Below are 16,714 nucleotides of genomic sequence, written 5' to 3'. Positions count from 1 at the left end.
CGGCATGCGCCGCCCTCCCAGGCGCATCGCACACCTACGAAAACGCAGCCCCCACGCTTCGAACGTCCACGAAAAGCGACGAATGGTCGCAGCGAAACGATTCGCCTATCCCCATGCCCGGCAGCAGGGAATCCTGATGAAAAGGTCAAAAACAGGAATTTCTCTGACGCCAACGGCAAAAGGCAGTCCCATCGACCACATCAATACCGATCATCAGGCACATCAACTTCAATTTGTCATGTGAATCAGGGAAAATGGCTACCAGGCAGTCGGGACCCAATTTCCCCGGCGCCCTTGGAGACTATCGTGACCAGCTTTGCCGCTCTTGCCAGCTTTTTCGCCGCCACCGCTTTCCTGAACGTACCGCAGCAGGTCGATCCGGAACGCCGTGAAGTCCGCCGCGCGAAGCCCCGCCGCAAGTAAAGCAGTACCCGCTCCGCTCGGCCCCCGCACGGGGCCGGCGGCGGGACCATCGGTCCCGAGGATTGGCCCTGGCAAGGCCTTTCGTGTTTATATTGACTGATTGTTCAATTAAAAACACGAGGAACCCCGCCCGTTTTGTCCGTTCCCCAGCCCCCCTCGTCCACCGCTCCACCCTCCCCCGCCATGCGCATGAACCCACCGGCCTTCTACGGTGCGGCGGCGCTGATCCTGCTGTTCGTCGCCCTGGTCATCGGCTTCCCCGTCGAGGCCGGCCAATGGCTGCTCGACGCCCAGGCCTGGGCCGCCGCCAACGTCGGCTGGTACTACCTGCTGGCGATGACGCTGTACCTGATCTTCGTGGTGGTCACCGCGCTTTCCGGCTACGGGAAGATCAAGCTCGGTGCCGACCACGACGAGCCGGAATTCAGCTACCTGTCCTGGGCCGGCATGCTGTTCGCCGCGGGCATCAGCATCACCCTGTTCTTCTTCTGCGTGTCCGAGCCACTGACGCACTTCCTGCAGCCGCCCCAGGGCGCGGCCGGCACCGCCGAGGCGGCGCGCCAGGCCATGCAGCTGCTGTTCCTGCACTGGGGCCTGCACGGCTGGGGCGTGTTCGCCCTGGTGGCCATGGCCCTGGCCTACTTCGCCTACCGCCACAACCTGCCGCTGGCGTTGCGCTCGGCGCTGTACCCGCTGATCGGCAAGCGCATCAACGGGCCCATCGGCTACACCGTGGACTGTTTCGGCATAGTCGCCACCGTGTTCGGCCTGGGCGCCGACATGGGCTTCGGCGTGCTGCAGCTCAACGCCGGGCTCGACTACCTGTTCGGCGTCGCCCACAGCCACCCGGTGCAGATGACCCTGATCGCGCTGATGATGGGCGCGGCCATCGCCGTGGCGGTGTCCGGCGTGGACAAGGGCATCCGCCTGCTCTCCGACATCAACATGCTGCTGGCCTGCGCCCTGCTGCTGTTCGTGCTGTTCACCGGGCCCACCCAGCACCTGCTCAACACCCTGGTGCAGAACATCGGCGACTACCTCGGCGCGCTACCGACCAAGAGCTTCGACCTCTACGCCTATGGCGAGGGCGGTGACTGGCTGGGCGGCTGGACGGTGTTCTACTGGGCCTGGTGGATCGCCTGGGCGCCCTTCGTCGGCCTGTTCATCGCGCGCATCTCCCGCGGGCGGACCATCCGCGAATTCGTCTTCGGCGTGCTCTTCATCCCCCTGGGCTTCACCCTGGCGTGGATGTCCATCTTCGGCAACAGCGCCCTGGAACAGGTGCTGAACCACGGCGCCGTCGAACTGGGCCGGGTGGCCGTGGCGGAGCCGTCGATGGCGCTCTACCAGCTGCTGCAGAACTACCCCGGCAGCCGCGCGCTGATCGCCGTGACCGTGCTGGTCAGCTTCGTGTTCTTCGTCACCTCGGCGGACTCCGGCACCGTGGTGCTCTCCACCCTCTCCGCCCGCGGCGGCAGCGCCGACGACGACGGCCCGAAGTGGCTGCGGGTGTTCTGGGGCCTGGCCACCGCGCTGGTCACCGGCGGCCTGCTGTTCGCCGGCAGCATCGACGCGCTGAAGTCGGCGGTGGTGCTGACCTCGCTGCCCTTCTCGCTGATCCTGCTGCTGATGATGTGGGGCCTGCACAAGGCCTTCTACCTGGAATCCCAGCGCCAGCGCGCGCGCAGCCACTCCCTGGCGCCGCCGCTGGCGGCCAAGGCCGGCGGCTGGAAGCGGCGCATCTCCCAGGCGGTGCACTTCCCCACCCGCGACGAGGTGTACCGCTTCCTGGCGGACGTGGTCGGCCCGGCCATGGCCGAGGTGGCGGAAGTGTTCCGCGACAAGGGCCTGCAGGTAGACGCCGACCTCGACCCGGGCAACCTGGAGCTGAGCCTGGAGATCGGCCACGGCGAGCAGCACCCGTTCTACTACCAGGTATCGATGCGCGGCTACTTCACGCCGTCCTTCGCCCGTGCCGGCATGGGCGGCCTGCACCTGAAGAACCGCCGCTACTTCCGCGCCGAGGTGCACCTGGCCGAGGGCAGCCAGGACTACGACCTGATGGGCTACGGCAGGGAACAGATCATCAACGACATGCTCGACCAGTACGAGCGCCACCTGCAGTTCCTGCACCTGGTGCGTTGAACGGCGCGCCGGTGACGAGGGGCCTGGCAATTGTCAATTGATAGTGATTATCATTGGCACACCTTCCTTCAGGCCCTTCCCATGCCGGCGACCGCTCTCGACCCGCAGCACGCCCTGCACCATCTCTACAACGAACACCACGGCTGGCTGCACGGCTGGCTGCGGCGCCGCCTGGGCAACGCCTGCGATGCCGCCGACCTGGCCCAGGACACCTTCGTCCGCGTGCTGCGCGCGCGCAACGCCGGCGAGATCCGCGAGCCGCGGGACTACCTGGCGACCATCGCCAAGGGCCTGATGATCGACCATTTCCGCCGCCGCTCGCTGGAGCAGGCCTACCTGGAGGCCCTGGCCAGCCTGCCGGAAGACGAGCAGCCCTCGCCGGAAACCCAGGCCCTGCTGTTCGAGGCATTGATGGAGATCGACCGCCTGCTCGACGGCCTGGGCGCCAAGGTCAAGCGCAGCTTCCTGCTGGCCCAGGTCGAGGGCCTGACCTACGCCGAGATCGCCGAGCGCCAGGGCATTTCCCTGCGCACGGTGAACAACCACATGGCCAAGGCCATGGAACACTGCTGCCTGATGCTGCCATGAGCGCCCTCAGCGAGGCCGAACGCCAGGCCATCCGCGCCGCCGCCCAGTGGTACGCGCGCCTCTACTCCGGCCACGCCAACGACGCCGACCAGAGCGCCTGGCAGCACTGGTACGCCGCCAGCGCCGAGCACCAGCGCGCCTGGGCCCGGGTGGAACAGGTGCGCCAGCAGTTCGCCCGGGTGCCGGGCCAACTGGCCGGGCCGACCCTGGGCACCCGCGGGCTGTCGCGCCGCCAACTGCTCGGCGGCCTGGGCAGCCTCGGGCTGGGCCTGCCGCTGGCCTGGCTGGCCTGGCGCGACACGCCCTGGCAGGCCTGGCTGGCCGACTACCGCAGCGCGGTGGGCGAGCGCCGCGAAGTCACCCTGGCCGACGGCTCCTCGCTGACGCTGAACACCGACAGCGCGGTGGACGTGCTCTTCGACCCCGAACAACGCCTGTTGCGCCTGCTGCGCGGGGAAATCTTCGTCAGCACCGCGCCGGACCCCAGCGGCAGCGCCCGCCCCTTCCGCGTGGAGACGCCCCAGGGCCGCATCCTCGCCCTGGGCACCCGCTTCAGCGTGCGCCTGCTCGACGGCCGCACCCGCGTCGCCGTGCTCGACAAGGCCGTGGAAGTCCGCCCCCGGGCCGCGCCGCAGCGCAGCCGCATCCTCCACGGCGGCGAGCAGCTCGACCTCGACGCGCTGGAACTCGGCCAACTGCGGCACAACGACGCCAACACCGCCGCCTGGCTGGCCGGCAGCCTGATCGCCGTGGACCGCCCACTGGGCGAGCTGCTGGAGGAACTGGGGCGCTACCGCAGCGGCGTGCTGCACTGCGACCCGCGGATCGCCGGGCTGAAGGTCTCCGGCAACTTCCCCATCGGCGATACCGAGCTGGCCCTGGCCGCCCTGGAATCCGCCTTCGGGCTGCGCATCGTGCGCCACACGCGCTTCTGGGTCAGCGTGCAGCCGCAGGCCTGAGGCCAGGGCCGAAAAAAACTTCCCCGGCCTTGCACTTTTTTCCGCCCTCGCCCGGCCCCCTCGTATTCCGGGCCATCTGGCCCAACTTGGGGGAGTCCGCATGAACCGCAACACCGTCGACCCGGCACCGGCCACTGCCAGCCGTTCACTCCACAAACCGCTGGCCCTGGCCCTGGCCATCGCCCTGGCCCTGGGCGCCGGCGCGCTCGCCGCCGCTAGCGCCCAGGCCGCCGAAGCCGTGCGCTACGACATCGCCGGCGGGCCCCTGGCAGAAGTGCTCGGGCGCTTCGCCAGCGCCGCCGGGGTGGCCCTGTCGTTCGACGCCACGCAACTGCGCGGCCGCCAGTCCGCCGGATTGCACGGCAGCTACGACGTCACCGGCGGCTTCGGTGCGCTGCTCGTCGGCAGCGGCCTGCAGGCCGAGCCCCAGGCCAACGGCAGCTACGTGCTGCGCCCGGTGCCCACCGACGGCGCCGTGGCCCTGTCGGCCAGCACCATCACCGCCAGCCTCGGCGCCGAGGCCCTGCCCCCCGCCTACGCCGGCGGCCAGGTGGCCAGCGGCGCGCGCCTGGGCATGCTGGGCAACGCCGACCTGATGGACACGCCCTTCAGCGTTACCAGCTACACCGCGCAGACCATCGAGGCGCAGCAGGCGCGCAGCGTCGCCGACCTGCTGGTGGCCAACGACCCGTCGGTGCGCGTCATCGGCGGCCGCGGCGACCTGGTGGATACCTACGTCATCCGCGGCTTCGGGGTGAACAACGCCGACGTCGCCTTCAACGGCCTGTACGGCGTGCTGCCCTACTGGCGGGTGCCGATCGAGTTCGCCGAGCGCGTGGAGGTGCTCAAGGGCCCCACCGCCCTGCTCGGCGGCATGTCCCCCGGCGGCAGCGTCGGCGGCACCATCAACCTGGTGCCCAAGCGCGCCGAGGACCAGCCGCTGACCCGCGTCAGCCTGGACTGGACCGACCGCTCGCAGGTCGGCACGCACCTGGACATCGGCCGCCGCTTCGGCGAGGGCAACGCCTTCGGCGTGCGCTTCAACGGTGTGTACCGCAACGGCGACACCGCCATCGACCACCAGAGCCGCGAGTTCCCGCTGCTGGCCCTGGGCCTGGACTTCCGCGGCGAGCGCCTGCGCCTGTCCAGCGACCTGCTGTACCAGAAGGAAAGCCTGGAGGGCGTGGTGCGCCCGGTGATCACCGGCACCGCCACCAGCATCCCCCACGCACCGGACTCCAAGACCCGCTTCGGCCTGCGCGATTCCTACCTGGACCAGGAGGACTACTCGATCGTCAACCGCGGCGAGTACGACCTCAGCGACCACCTCACCGCCTTCGCCAGCGTCGGCGGACGGCAGAGCGACTACGAGACCATCGCCGCCAACAGCATCCTCAACGGCAACCAGGGCGACGTCATCAACAGCCTGGCGCGCCAACGCGCCGACCGCCGCACCTACTCCGGCGAGGCCGGGGTGCGCGGCGACTTCGACACCGGCCCCGTGCGCCACGACTGGACCCTCAGCGCCAACCGCCTGCACGAGCGCGTGGGCATGGTCTACGTGTTCACCGGCATGCAGCCGGGCAGCCTCTACGAGACCTCGCCGCACACGCCGATCCCGGACTTCTCCAGCCTCGACGGCAACATCCCGAAGACCAACGAAACCGACCTCTCCGGCGTGGCCCTGGCCGACAAGCTGTCGATCCTCGACGAGCGCGTGCAGTTCACCGCCGGCGTGCGCCGGCAGACGGTGCAGTCGAAGAACTACGCGCCGTCCAGCGGCGAGCGCACCAACAAGTACGACGAACACGCCTGGACACCGATGTTCAGCCTGCTGGTCAAGCCGCTGGACGAGCTGTCGCTGTACGCCAACTACATCCAGGGCCTGAGCCAGGGCGACACCCCGCCCTCCACCGCGGCCAACGCCGGCCAGGCGCTCGCACCGTACAAGGCCGAGCAGTACGAGGTCGGCGCCAAGTACGACCTGGGCGGCTTCACCACCACCCTGGCGCTGTTCGAGATCAAGAAGCCCAACGCCTTCCTCGACGCCGACAACGTGTTCCGCGCCGACGGCGAGCAACGCAACCGCGGCATCGAGCTGAGCCTGTTCGGCGAACTGACCGACGACCTGCGCGTGCTGGCCGGCGCCAGCTACATCAAGGCCGAGCAGAGCAAGACCGCCAGCCCAACCAGCGAAGGCAAGGACGCCCCCGGCGTGCCGCGGCGCCAGGCCAACCTGGGGCTGAGCTGGGACACCCCATTCGTCCAGGGGCTGACCCTCGACGGCCGCTGGATCTACACCGGCGCGGCCTACCTGGACACCACCAACGACCTCAAGGTGCCGCACTGGAACCGCGTCGACGTGGGCGCCAGCTATGCCTTCCAGGTCGCCGGCAAGCCGCTGGTGGCGCGGGCCAACCTGGAGAACCTGCTGGCCAAGGACTACTGGACCGCCTCCAACGGCTACATGACCGTCAGCTCGCCGCGCACCCTGTCGCTGTCGCTGACCGCGGACTTCTGAGGCGCCCATGACCGCGAAAGCCCTGCGCACCTGGTACCTGGTGCACAAGTGGACCAGCCTGGTGTCCACGCTGTTCCTGCTGCTGCTGTGCCTGACCGGCCTGCCGCTGATCTTCCACGAGGAGATCGAGCACACCCTGGAACCGCACCCCGAGCTGAAACCGCTGACCGCCGAGTCGCCGCGCATCGACTACGACGACGTGGTGGCCCGCGCCCTGGCCGCGCGCCCGGGCGAGGTGGTGCGTTTCGTGGTGTTCGACCCCGACGAGCCGCTGGGCGCGGTGATCACCGCGCCCACCCTGGTGCCGCCGCCGGACATCGGCCACGTGCAGCCGTTCGACGCGCGCACCGGCGAGTTCTTCGACCCGGAGCCGCCGCCCGGCGGCTTCATGTACCTGATGCTCAAGCTGCACACCGACCTGTTCATGGGCCTGCCCGGCTACCTGTTCCTCGGCTTCATGGGGCTGCTGCTGTTGGCCTCGCTGGTGTCCGGGGTGGTGGTCTACACGCCCTTCATGCGCAAGCTCGACTTCGCCGCGGTGCGCACCAGACGCAGCCGCCGGGTGAAGTGGCTGGACCTGCACAACATGCTGGGCATCGTCACCCTGGCCTGGGTGCTGGTGGTGGGGGCTACCGGGGTGATCAACACCCTGGCGCTGCCGATCCTCATGCTCTGGCGCAGCGACCAGCTGGCCGAGATGACCGCGCCCTACCGCGACGCGCCGCCCATGGCCGACAACGGCTCGCTGCACAAGGCGCTGCAGACCGCCCAGGCGGCGGCGCCGGACATGACCATGAGCTTCATCGGCTTCCCCGGCACCCAGTTCAGCAGCCAGCACCACTACGCGGTGTTCATGCACGGCGCCACGCCGCTGACCAAGCGCCTGCTCAAGCCGGCCCTGGTGGACGCGCAGACCGGCGAGCTGACCGACATCCGCGAGATGCCGCTGTACGTGAAGACGCTGTTCCTCTCGCAGCCGCTGCACTTCGGCGACTACGGCGGGCTGCCGCTGAAGATCGTCTGGACGCTGCTCGACCTGGTGGCCATCGTCGTGCTCGGCAGCGGCCTGTACCTGTGGTTCGCGCGGCGCAAGACCATGGAGAAACGCCTGGCCGACCTGCAGGCCGGGCACCTGGCCGCGGAGGGCGAGGCATGAAGCGCAACCTGTGGATGGTGTTCCGCTGGCCCCTGGCGCTGGCCGTGCTGAGCCTGGTGGGGCTGGTTTCCGCGCTGGTCGGCGACGGCCCCTGGGACGCGCTGTCCTGGTTCGCCCTGGGCGTTCCCCTGGTGGTGATCCTGGCGGCGCTGGCCCGCGCCCGCAGGCCGTCGCCATGAACCCGATCTACAGCGACCGCGCCCTGCGCCTGTGCGGCTACGCCGGGCTGCTGGCCGCGGTGTTCTGGATGATCGGCGACGCCGGCCTGCTCGGCGCCCGGGCCAACCTCGCCGACTACCCGCCGCTGCAGGACTACCTGTCGCGGATCAGCTTCGAAGGCCTGGACTACATGCTGCCCAACAGCGAGCCGCGCCTGGCCTTCGGCGCCCTGGTGGCGGTGCTGGCCATGCCGCTCTACCTGCTCGGCGCCTGGCACTGGTTCCTGGTCGCTCGCGGCCAGGGCTGGATGGCCTGGACGCTGTTCGCCCTGCTGGTCTGCGGCAACGCCTACTCGCCGCTGGGGCACGCCGCCTTCTACCACCTGGGGATGGTCTACAAGACCCTGCTGCTGGTGCCGGCGGACGCCCACCCGGCGCTGCTGGCGCTGGGCGAGCAGTTCCATCGCCTGCTGATGATCGCCTGGGTGGCGGCGGTGGGCGGCCTGGTGGCCGGGCTGGGCGTGCTCAGCCTGGCCATCGCCTGTGGGCGCACGCGCCTGCCGCGCAGCAGCGCGCTGCTGCTCAACCCGCTGAGCCTGGGCGCGCTGGGCCACTTCGCCCCCGCCGTGCTGGCGGAGCCGCTGGGCACCTGGCTGCGCGGCGCCGGCATCAACATCGGCTGGTTCGTCGCCTACGCCTTCTCCAGCCTGTGGTTCGCCCGGCGCGGGGCTCAGAGGCTGTAGGGCAGGCGCACGCCGACGTCGTCGGCGGGGAAATCCCGGGTGTTGCGGGTGACCAGCAGGCGCCCCTGCACCTCGGCGCTGGCCTTGATGATGGCGTCCGGCAGCTTCACCCGCAGGGCCTGGCGCACCGCCACGGCACGCTCGGCGACGGACGCATCGAGCGGCACCAGGGCGAAGCTGTCGAGGAAGGCGCGGGTGGCCGCGGCGGTGGCGGGCGTTGCGCCGATCATCACCTCCATCCAGGTGACGATGCTGATGGCCGGGTCATCGTGGCGGCGCAACTCGTCGCGGGCCTGTTCGTGGCCGTTGAGGTAGTCGATGAGGATGTTGGTATCGAACAGCGCCTTCACCATTCCTCGCGCACCTTCCGCTGGTAGGCCAGGCCGTCGCCGGCGCTGCCGTTCCACAGGCCGAAGGCGGCCTCGGCATCCTGCCGGCGGTGCCGGACCAGGTACTCGGCGACCGCCTCGCGGATCAGCGCGGCGCGCGATTGCTGCTGTTGCTCGCCCAGGGCATTGAGCGCTTCGAGGTGTTCGGCGGGGATGTCGACGAGGGTGCGCATGGCGTCCTCCATATGTGATATCGATAACATATATCACACATCCCCGATCGACCAAGCCTCCGTTTGTATCAGCGTTTGCCCAGCACCTGGCGGTGGAACAGCACGCAGACCACCACGAACACCAGCAGCCCCAGCCACTGCGCGGTGTCCTCGAAACCGGCGCCGACCAGCGCCAGGGGCGCGTCCTTGCCGCTGGTGCCGATCAGCGCGGCGAGCAGGATGCCCATCAGGCTCTCGCCGACGATCAGCCCGGAAGCCAGCAGCACGCCGCGGCGGCGCGGCAGCTCGGCGTACTTCTCCTCGTTCACCCCGGCGGCCTGGGCGCGCTTCTTCAGCGCGCTCTCCAGCAGCCAGGCGAGCACCGCGCCCACCACCAGCGTCATACCGATGGTCGGCGGCAGGTAGATGCCCAGGCCCACGGCCAGCACCGGCAGGCTGGCCTTGCCGGTGCGGCGCAGGAGCACGTCGACGAGGATCAGGGCGATGCCCAGGGCCACGCCGATGAGGATCATGTTCCAGTTCAGCGCGTCGTGGAAAATCCCGCTGGCGATGGCGGTCATCAGCGTCGCCTGGGGCGCGGCCAGGGCTGCGCCGGGGTCCATGCCTGCGCGCGGCAGGGCGTTGGGGAAGCCGTAGGCGTTGTACAGCAGCTCCAGCACCGGCGGGATCACCAGCGCGCCCACCAGGCAGCCGACGATCAGCGCCACCTGCTGGCGCCAGGGCGTGGCGCCGACCAGGTAGCCGGTCTTGAGATCCTGCAGGTTGTCGTTGGAGATGGCGGCGATGGCCAGCACCACCGCGGTGGTGAACAGCGCCAGGGCGATCGCCAGCTTGCCGCCCTCGCGGTCGAGGAAGTCGGCCTCCAGCGAGCCGACGCCGAGGATCAGCAGCGACACCAGGATCACCGCGATGATGCCGATGCCGGAGATCGGGCTGCTGGAAGAGCCCACCAGGCCGGCCATGTAGCCGCAGGCGGCGGCGATCAGGAAGCCGAAGAAGAAGGCGAACACCACGCAGGTGGCCACCAGGCCCCAGAAGGCGAAGCCGGCGAGGTCCGGCGCGGCCTGGCCGAGGAAGTAGGCGAAGACCACGAACAGCGCCACCAGCAGGACCGCGGCGATGGCCAGGATCCAGGCCGCCGGCATGTCGCGCTCGGTACGCAGGTCGCTGGCCTCGGCGCGCCCGCTGATGGCGCTGAGCGAGGCCCAGACGCCCTGCACCATGGGCTTGAACAGGGTGGCCAGGGTCCAGAGCGCGGCCACGCCTATGGTGCCGGCGCCGAGGAAGCGCACCTGGCTGCTCCACAGCTTGCTGGCCAGTTCCGGCAGGCCCTGCCCGGCGGCCAGGGTGCTGTTCACGGTGAGCAGCGGCACCGCCACGCCCCAGGCGATCACCACGCCGATGAGAATGGCGATGCCGGCGGTGATGCCCATCAGGTAGCCGGCGCCCACCAGCGCCAGGGAGAAGCCGGTGGACAGGCGGAACGCCGCCTGGCCCGCGGTGAGCCAGAAGCTGAAGCCCTCGGCCAGCAGCTTGAAACCGCTGCTGAACAGGCTGAACAGCGCCGCCACCACGCCGCCGGCGAGGATGTCGCGCAGGCCCGGCTTGCCGGCGTCGCCCGCCTGCGGGTGCTCCTCCTCATGGCTGCCGACGCGGAGGATCTCCGCCGCCGCCACGCCTTCGGGGTACGGCAGGCTGCTCTGCACCACCATCACCCGGCGCAGCGGGATGGTGTAGAGCACCCCGAGGATGCCGCCGATGGAGCAGATGGCCGCCGTCTGCCAGAACGGGAAGCCGGCCCAGTAGCCGATCATCAGCAGGCCGGGGAGGATGAAGATGATCGAGGACAGGGTGCCGGCGGCCGAGGCCTGGGTCTGCACCATGTTGTTCTCGAGGATGTTCGAGCCCGAGAAGTAGCGCAGCACCGCCATGGAGATCACCGCGGCGGGGATCGACGAGGCGAACGTCAGCCCGACCTTCAGGCCCAGGTAGACGTTGGAGGCAGTGAAGACGACGGTGATGAGGGCGCCGAGGATGAGCCCGCGCAGGGTCAGTTCGGCCAGGTTCGATTCGTCCGGAATCCGTTCGAGCATGGAAGGCAGTCTCTGGAAGTCGACCTGCCAAGCTTAGGCCAGAGCGGCGCGCGCGCCCACGTCGCGGAATGTCGCCCAGGCGACGACACCCGCTTTTCGTAGGAGCGAGCTTGCTCGCGAACCGCCCTGGCACGAGGCGGTTCACGCCCACCACGCCGAATGCCGCCCACGCAACGGCCCCCGCTTTTCGTAGGAGCGAGCTTGCTCGCGAACAGCTTCGGCATGAGGCGGTTCGCGAGCAAGCTCGCTCCTACAAGGGCAAGGGTTGGCGTGCGGGGGTCAGAACGGCTTGTCGCCAAGGATGGTCGCGCGGTGCATCACCCGGCGCTGCGGGCGATAGTCGTCCACCGCGTAGTGCTGGGTCACGCGGTTGTCCCAGAAGGCCACGTCGTTCTCGCGCCAGCGCCAGCGCACGGTGAACTCCGGGCGGGCGACGTGGGCGAACAGCAGGTCGAGGATGGCCCGGCTCTCGGCCGCCGACAGTTCGTTGATGCGGGTGGTGAAGCCGTCGCTGACGAACAGCGCCTTGCGCCCGGTGACCGGGTGGGTGCGGATCACCGGGTGCGAGCGCGGCGGGTTCTTCGCCCGCGCCTCTTCCAGGCGCGCCAGGTCGGCGTCGGTGGCGCCGAAGCGCTCCTGGGGGAAGGACTTGCTGATGTCGTGGGTGGCGGTCAGCCCGTCGAGCAGCGCCCGCAGCGGCCTGGACAGCGCCTCGAAGGCGGCGATGCCGCTGGCCCAGAGGGTGTCGCCGCCGTAGGGTGGCAACTGCTTGGCGGCCAGCACCGCGCCCAGCGCCGGGGTTTCCAGGAAGGTCACGTCGGTGTGCCAGATGGCGTTGTCGCGCACGTCGGTGACGGCGGTGTCGAGCACGATCACCTCGCGCTGCTCGGGCACACTGGGGTAGATCGGGTGGATGTGCAGGTCGCCGAAGCGCGCGGCGAAAGCGGCCTGCTGCTGCGGCGTCAGGGGCTGGTCGCGGAAGAACAGCACCTGGTGGGTGAGCAGGGCCTGCTCGATGGCCTGTTGCTGGGCGTCGTCCAGGCTCTGGCGCAGGTCGATGCCGGAGACCACGGCGCCGAGGGCGGGGCTGAGGGGTTCCAGGGTCAGGGTGGTCATTTCTTTTCTCTCTCGTGTTCTGTGTGGGAAGAGCACCCTCTCCCCAGCCCTCTCCCTGAAGGGAGAGGGGGCCGTTCGGTGTATCCGTCGAGCGCCGAGCTAGCCGGCGACTCCGATCAGTCCCCTCTCCCGCTTGCGGGAGAGGGTTAGGGAGAGGGGCTCTTGCTCTGGCTCTACAGCCCTACTCCCAGGAAGCGAACCGCCGCTGCAACCAGCGCAGGCTCACCTCGAACGCCAGCGCGATCCCAGCAATCAGCAAAATCCCCAGCACCACCACATCGGTCGCCAGGAACTGCGCCGCCGACTGCACCATGAAGCCCAGGCCGCGGTTGGCGGCGATCAGCTCGGCGGCCACCAGGGTCGACCAGCCCACGCCCAGGGCGATGCGCAGGCCGGTGAGCACTTCCGGCAGGGCGCTGGGCAGCACCACGTGGCGCACCACCTGCCAGCGGTTGGCGCCCAGGCAGCGCACCGCCTGGATGCGCGACTTGTCCACGCGGCGCACGCCGGCGGCGGTGGCGATCAGCAGCGGGGCGAACAGCGCCAGGTAGATCAGCAGCACCTTGGACAGCTCGCCGATGCCGAACCAGATGACGATCAGCGGCAGGTAGGCCAGCGGCGGGATCGGCCGGTAGAACTCCACCAGCGGGTCCAGCGCAGCGCCCACCAACGGGTTGAGGCCCATGAGGATGCCCAGGGGGATGGCGGTGAGCACCGCCGCGCCCAGGGCCAGCAGCACGCGCAGCAGGCTGGTGCCGATGTGCTGCCACAGCGTGGCGTCGACGTAGCCTTCGGCGAGCACCCGCTGCAGCGCTTCGTAGAGCTGCTCGGGGGCCGGCAGGAACAGCGTGTCGACCCAGCCGAAATGGGTGGCGAACCACCAGAGCGCGGCCAGCGCGGCTATGCTCCCGGCGGCGGCCCAGCGCCTCGCGTCGCGCGGGCGGGCAGGCTTGGCGCGACGGCTGGCAGGCAGCTTGGCGCTGAGGGTGTCAGTGGGCATGTTCGGCCTCCGGTTCTTCCAGGAACTCATCCAGCAGCGCCTGGCGCAGGCGGCCGAATTCAGGGTCGGCCTTGATCGAGCGCACCGGCTCGCCGGCCGCGTAGCGCCGCGCGAAGTCCGGGCGCAGGCGCTTGACGATGCGCGCCGGCGGGCCGTCCATGACCACCAGGTCGGTAGCCAGGAACAGCGCCTCGTCGACGCTGTGGGTGATCAGGAACAGGCCCTTGCCGGTCTTGCGCCACAGCTCCAGGGTCAGCACCTGCATGCGCTCGCGGGTCAGCGCGTCGAGGGCGCCGAAGGGCTCGTCGAGCAGCAGGAAGTCCGGCTCCACCGCCAGGGCGCGGGCCAGGCCGAGGCGCTGGCGCTGGCCGCCGGAAAGCTGCGAGACACGGTAATGCGCATGCTCCTGCAGGCCGACCAGGGCCAGCACCTCGCGGGCGCGGGCCTCGCGCTCGGCGCGGCCCAGGCCGCGGATGCGCAGGCCCAGGGCGACGTTGTCGAGAGCATCCAGCCAGGGCATCAGGGCGTCGTCCTGGAACACCACGCCGCGTTCGCCACCGGGGCCTTCGAGGGTCCGCCCGTCGATCTGCACGCGGCCACGGTCGGGCTTCTGGAAACCGGCGAGGACATTGAGCAGGGTGGACTTGCCGCAGCCCGAAGGGCCGAGCACCACCAGGGACTCGCCCTTGGCCACGTCCAGGGTCAGTTCATGCAGCACGCGCCGGGTCTGGCCATGCTGCTCGAAGGAGAGGCTCACCGCCTCGGCCGTCAAACGGCTCATGTTTCTGCCCTCCGTAGGGTAAGAAGGAATGCTGGGCGCTTCGCACGTTGCGCTCTTCGCTCTTCGTAGGAGCGAGCTTGCTCGCGAACCCGCTTCACACCACACCTTCCCCGTCATCCCCGCGAACGCGGGGATCCAGAGTCTCTGGGTTCCCGCGTTCGCGGGAATGACGAGGTGGAGGAAGGTGCCGGGCTGTTCGCGAGCAAGCTCGCTCCTACAGGGAGATCGAGCAGGCCGGCGCGATCAGCGCTGCCCCACCTGCACGCTCTCCGCCTGGCGCACGTACTCCGCGCTGACGTAGGGCGAGTAGTCCTTGAGCACCGAAGGCACGCGCTTCTGTTCCTTCAGGAAGGCCGCGGTCCCGGCGATGTCCTTGGCGGTGCCGCCACCGAGCAGGGCGCTGGAGAGCTGTTCCTTCGTCTCCGGGAAGGCGCTGCCGGCCAGCAGCTCGGGCACGTCCTCGGGGGCGGCGCCGGTCAGCCGGGCGATCTTCTTCGCCTGTTCGGAGTCGGCGGTCCACTGGGCCTTGTGGGCGTTGTAGTCGGCGAAGGAGTCGAGGGTCACGCGGGCGAACTTGGCCAGCACTTCCGGGTGCTTCTCGGCGAAGTCCTTGCGGGCCACCCAGACCTCGAAGGTCGGCGCGCCCCACTTGCCCACTTCCGCGGCATCGGTCAGCACCTTGCCGCTCTTCTTGATCTCGCCCAGGGCGGGCGACCAGACGAAGGCCCCGTCGATGTCGCCGCGACGCCAGGCGGCGGCGATCTCGGTGGGGTTGAGGTTGACGATCTTCACCTTGGTGGGGTCGATCTTCCAGTGCTTGAGCGCGCCCAGCAGGCTGTAGTGCGAGGTGGACACGAAGGGCGTGGCGATGGTCTTGCCGACCAGGTCCTCGGGCTTCTCGATCTTGCTGCCGTTGCGCACCACCAGGGCTTCCGCCGCATTGATCTGCGCGGTGACGATGAAGGCCACGATCGGCAGGCCGCGGGAGGTGGCGGCGGCCAGCGGGCTGGAACCGAGGTTGCCCAGCTGCACGTCGCCGGAGGCGATGGCGGCGACCACTTCCGGGCCGCTGTTGAAGCGGCGCCAGTCGAGCTTCTCGCCGATGGCTTTCTCGTAGGTGCCGTCGGCCTGCGGGACCTTGGTCGGGTCCACGCCGGTCTGGTAGCCGAGGGTGATGTCGGCCTGGGCGATGCCGGCGACGCCGGCCAGGGCGAGCGCGGCCAGCAGGCGGCGCGGGGCGAAGGTGCGTTTCATGGGGTGCTCCTGGAAATGCATTCGGGGCGGCCGGCCGGGCCGTGACGGGCCGCCCCTCGCGGGGCGGCGGGAAATTCGGCTCAGTTGCGCGCCAGGTCCGGCTGCCAGACCTGCACCGCATGGGCGTCCACCGGCTTGGGCAGCAGGCCCTGGGCGTAGAAGGCGTCGGCGATGCGCTGCTGCTCGTCGAGGCCGTCGGCGCGCACCGGCTGCACGTCGTAGCTGCGGCGGGCGTTGGCCTGCTCCACGGTGGCGGCGTCGAGGTTGCCCCACAGCGGGCCGAGCACCTTGGCCGCGTCGGCCGGGTGTTCCTTCACCCAGCGCCCGGTCTTCTGCAACTCGGCGAAGACCTGCTTGAGCACTTCCGGGTGGGCCTTGGCGTAGTCGCTGGAGGCCAGGTAGTAGCGCTGGTAGCTGGCCAGGCCCTGGCCGTCGGCGAGCACGCGGGCGTGCTGCTGGCGCTGGGCGCTGGCGACGTACGGGTCCCAGGTCACCCAGGCGTCGACCTTGTGGTTCTCGAAGGCGGCGCGGCCGTCGGCGGGGGTCAGGTAGGCCGGCTGGATGTCGGAGAATTTCAGGCCGGCCTTGGCCAGCGCGGCGATCAGCAGGTAGTGGCTGCCGGCGGCCTTGGTCACGGCCACGCGCTTGCCTTTCAGGTCGGCCAGGGATTTCAGCGGCGAATCCTCCGGCACCAGGATCGACTGCGCGGTGGGCGACGGGGTTTCGCGGGCGAAGTAGGTCAGCTGCGCGCCGGCGGCCTGGGCGAACACCGGCACGGTGTCGGCGACGTCGGCGGACAGGTCGACGTTGCCGACGTTGAGCGATTCGAGCAGCGGCAGGCCGCTGGGGAACTCATGCCAGCTCACCTTGATGCCCTGCTTGCCCAGCTCGCGCTCCAGGGTGCCCTGGGCCTTGACGATGGTCAGCAGGGTGGAGGACTTCTGGAAACCGATGCGCAGGGTGCCTTCGGCGTGCGCACCCAGGGCGCCCAGCAGGGCGGCGGAGGCGGCGAGGCCGACGGCGAAACGGCGCAGGAACGGGCTGCGGGACATGGGTACGGCTCCTCGGGTACGGGGCGGCCGCCTGCAGAGCGAGGACGGACCACGGGACTGGGGTCAGGTGTTCTAGGTGAGTCCGGTGGTCCGGTGAAGTGAAGATTACAGCTATAAAAAATCAGAAATAAATAATTTTTAGTTCTTAACTAATATCGCCCGG

The 16,714-nt window shown here is 69.6% G+C and carries 16 protein-coding genes; 8 read left to right on the top strand and 8 right to left on the bottom strand.

Annotation, left to right across the window (positions count from 1 at the left end; translation table 11 throughout):
- Positions 1-82: 82 nt before the first annotated feature.
- From VV867_RS01030 to VV867_RS00995, 8 genes are all read left to right on the top strand, one after another.
- Positions 83-244, top strand: coding sequence for a hypothetical protein (locus tag VV867_RS01030; protein ID WP_328565410.1), 162 nt, complete (start codon positions 83-85; stop codon positions 242-244).
- A gap of 368 nt (positions 245-612) precedes the next feature.
- Positions 613-2,568 (top strand): choline BCCT transporter BetT, encoded by a 1,956-nt coding sequence (gene betT / locus VV867_RS01025; protein ID WP_328565409.1) that lies wholly within the window; start codon positions 613-615, stop codon positions 2,566-2,568.
- Positions 2,569-2,649: 81 nt separating this feature from the next.
- Positions 2,650-3,156, top strand: coding sequence for a sigma-70 family RNA polymerase sigma factor (locus tag VV867_RS01020; RefSeq protein WP_089390158.1), 507 nt, complete (start codon positions 2,650-2,652; stop codon positions 3,154-3,156).
- A complete protein-coding gene (locus VV867_RS01015) occupies positions 3,153-4,115 on the top strand; it encodes a FecR domain-containing protein (RefSeq protein WP_328565408.1) in 963 nt (320 codons plus the stop codon). Before VV867_RS01020 ends, VV867_RS01015 begins: the two co-directional genes overlap by 4 nt.
- A gap of 100 nt (positions 4,116-4,215) precedes the next feature.
- The gene (locus VV867_RS01010) at positions 4,216-6,636 is read left to right on the top strand and encodes a TonB-dependent receptor (protein ID WP_328565407.1); all 2,421 of its coding nucleotides are present in this window, start codon (positions 4,216-4,218) and stop codon (positions 6,634-6,636) included.
- Between the two features lie 7 nt (positions 6,637-6,643).
- Positions 6,644-7,792: a PepSY-associated TM helix domain-containing protein gene (locus VV867_RS01005; RefSeq protein WP_328565406.1), complete on the top strand. Its 1,149-nt coding sequence runs from the start codon at positions 6,644-6,646 to the stop codon at positions 7,790-7,792.
- Positions 7,789-7,971: a hypothetical protein gene (locus tag VV867_RS01000; RefSeq protein ID WP_328565405.1), complete on the top strand. Its 183-nt coding sequence runs from the start codon at positions 7,789-7,791 to the stop codon at positions 7,969-7,971. Before VV867_RS01005 ends, VV867_RS01000 begins: the two co-directional genes overlap by 4 nt.
- A complete protein-coding gene (locus VV867_RS00995; RefSeq protein ID WP_328565404.1) occupies positions 7,968-8,693 on the top strand; it encodes a DUF6796 family protein in 726 nt (241 codons plus the stop codon). The genes VV867_RS01000 and VV867_RS00995 overlap by 4 nt, the downstream gene beginning before the upstream one ends.
- Here the strand turns inward: VV867_RS00995 and VV867_RS00990 are convergent.
- The 8 genes from VV867_RS00990 to VV867_RS00955 form a co-directional block, all read right to left on the bottom strand.
- The gene (locus VV867_RS00990; protein WP_109932612.1) at positions 8,681-9,046 is read right to left on the bottom strand and encodes a type II toxin-antitoxin system VapC family toxin; all 366 of its coding nucleotides are present in this window, start codon (positions 9,044-9,046) and stop codon (positions 8,681-8,683) included. The two genes, VV867_RS00995 and VV867_RS00990, sit on opposite strands and share 13 nt — an antisense overlap.
- Entirely contained in the window at positions 9,040-9,255 is a 216-nt protein-coding gene (locus VV867_RS00985; protein ID WP_089390284.1) for a CopG family transcriptional regulator, read from the bottom strand. The genes VV867_RS00990 and VV867_RS00985 overlap by 7 nt, the downstream gene beginning before the upstream one ends.
- Before the next feature lie 68 nt (positions 9,256-9,323).
- Positions 9,324-11,348 carry an OPT family oligopeptide transporter gene (locus VV867_RS00980; RefSeq protein ID WP_109932610.1) on the bottom strand — a complete coding sequence of 675 codons (2,025 nt, stop codon included), beginning with the start codon at positions 11,346-11,348 and terminating at the stop codon, positions 9,324-9,326.
- 279 nt (positions 11,349-11,627) lie between these two features.
- Positions 11,628-12,464: a taurine dioxygenase gene (gene tauD / locus VV867_RS00975; RefSeq protein ID WP_275628517.1), complete on the bottom strand. Its 837-nt coding sequence runs from the start codon at positions 12,462-12,464 to the stop codon at positions 11,628-11,630.
- 181 nt (positions 12,465-12,645) lie between these two features.
- Complete coding sequence (locus VV867_RS00970) at positions 12,646-13,464, bottom strand: ABC transporter permease subunit (protein ID WP_109932606.1); 819 nt, start codon at positions 13,462-13,464, stop codon at positions 12,646-12,648.
- A complete protein-coding gene (locus VV867_RS00965) occupies positions 13,454-14,245 on the bottom strand; it encodes a taurine ABC transporter ATP-binding protein (protein WP_109932604.1) in 792 nt (263 codons plus the stop codon). The genes VV867_RS00970 and VV867_RS00965 overlap by 11 nt, the downstream gene beginning before the upstream one ends.
- A gap of 243 nt (positions 14,246-14,488) precedes the next feature.
- Complete coding sequence (gene tauA, locus VV867_RS00960; protein WP_109932602.1) at positions 14,489-15,499, bottom strand: taurine ABC transporter substrate-binding protein; 1,011 nt, start codon at positions 15,497-15,499, stop codon at positions 14,489-14,491.
- Positions 15,500-15,579: 80 nt separating this feature from the next.
- Positions 15,580-16,551 (bottom strand): aliphatic sulfonate ABC transporter substrate-binding protein, encoded by a 972-nt coding sequence (locus VV867_RS00955; RefSeq protein WP_275628514.1) that lies wholly within the window; start codon positions 16,549-16,551, stop codon positions 15,580-15,582.
- Positions 16,552-16,714 lie beyond the last annotated feature (163 nt).

The organism is Pseudomonas sp. JH-2 (assembly GCF_036231725.1).
Classification (GTDB): domain Bacteria; phylum Pseudomonadota; class Gammaproteobacteria; order Pseudomonadales; family Pseudomonadaceae; genus Pseudomonas; species Pseudomonas delhiensis.
This window is presented reverse-complemented; position numbering and strand designations above follow the sequence as displayed.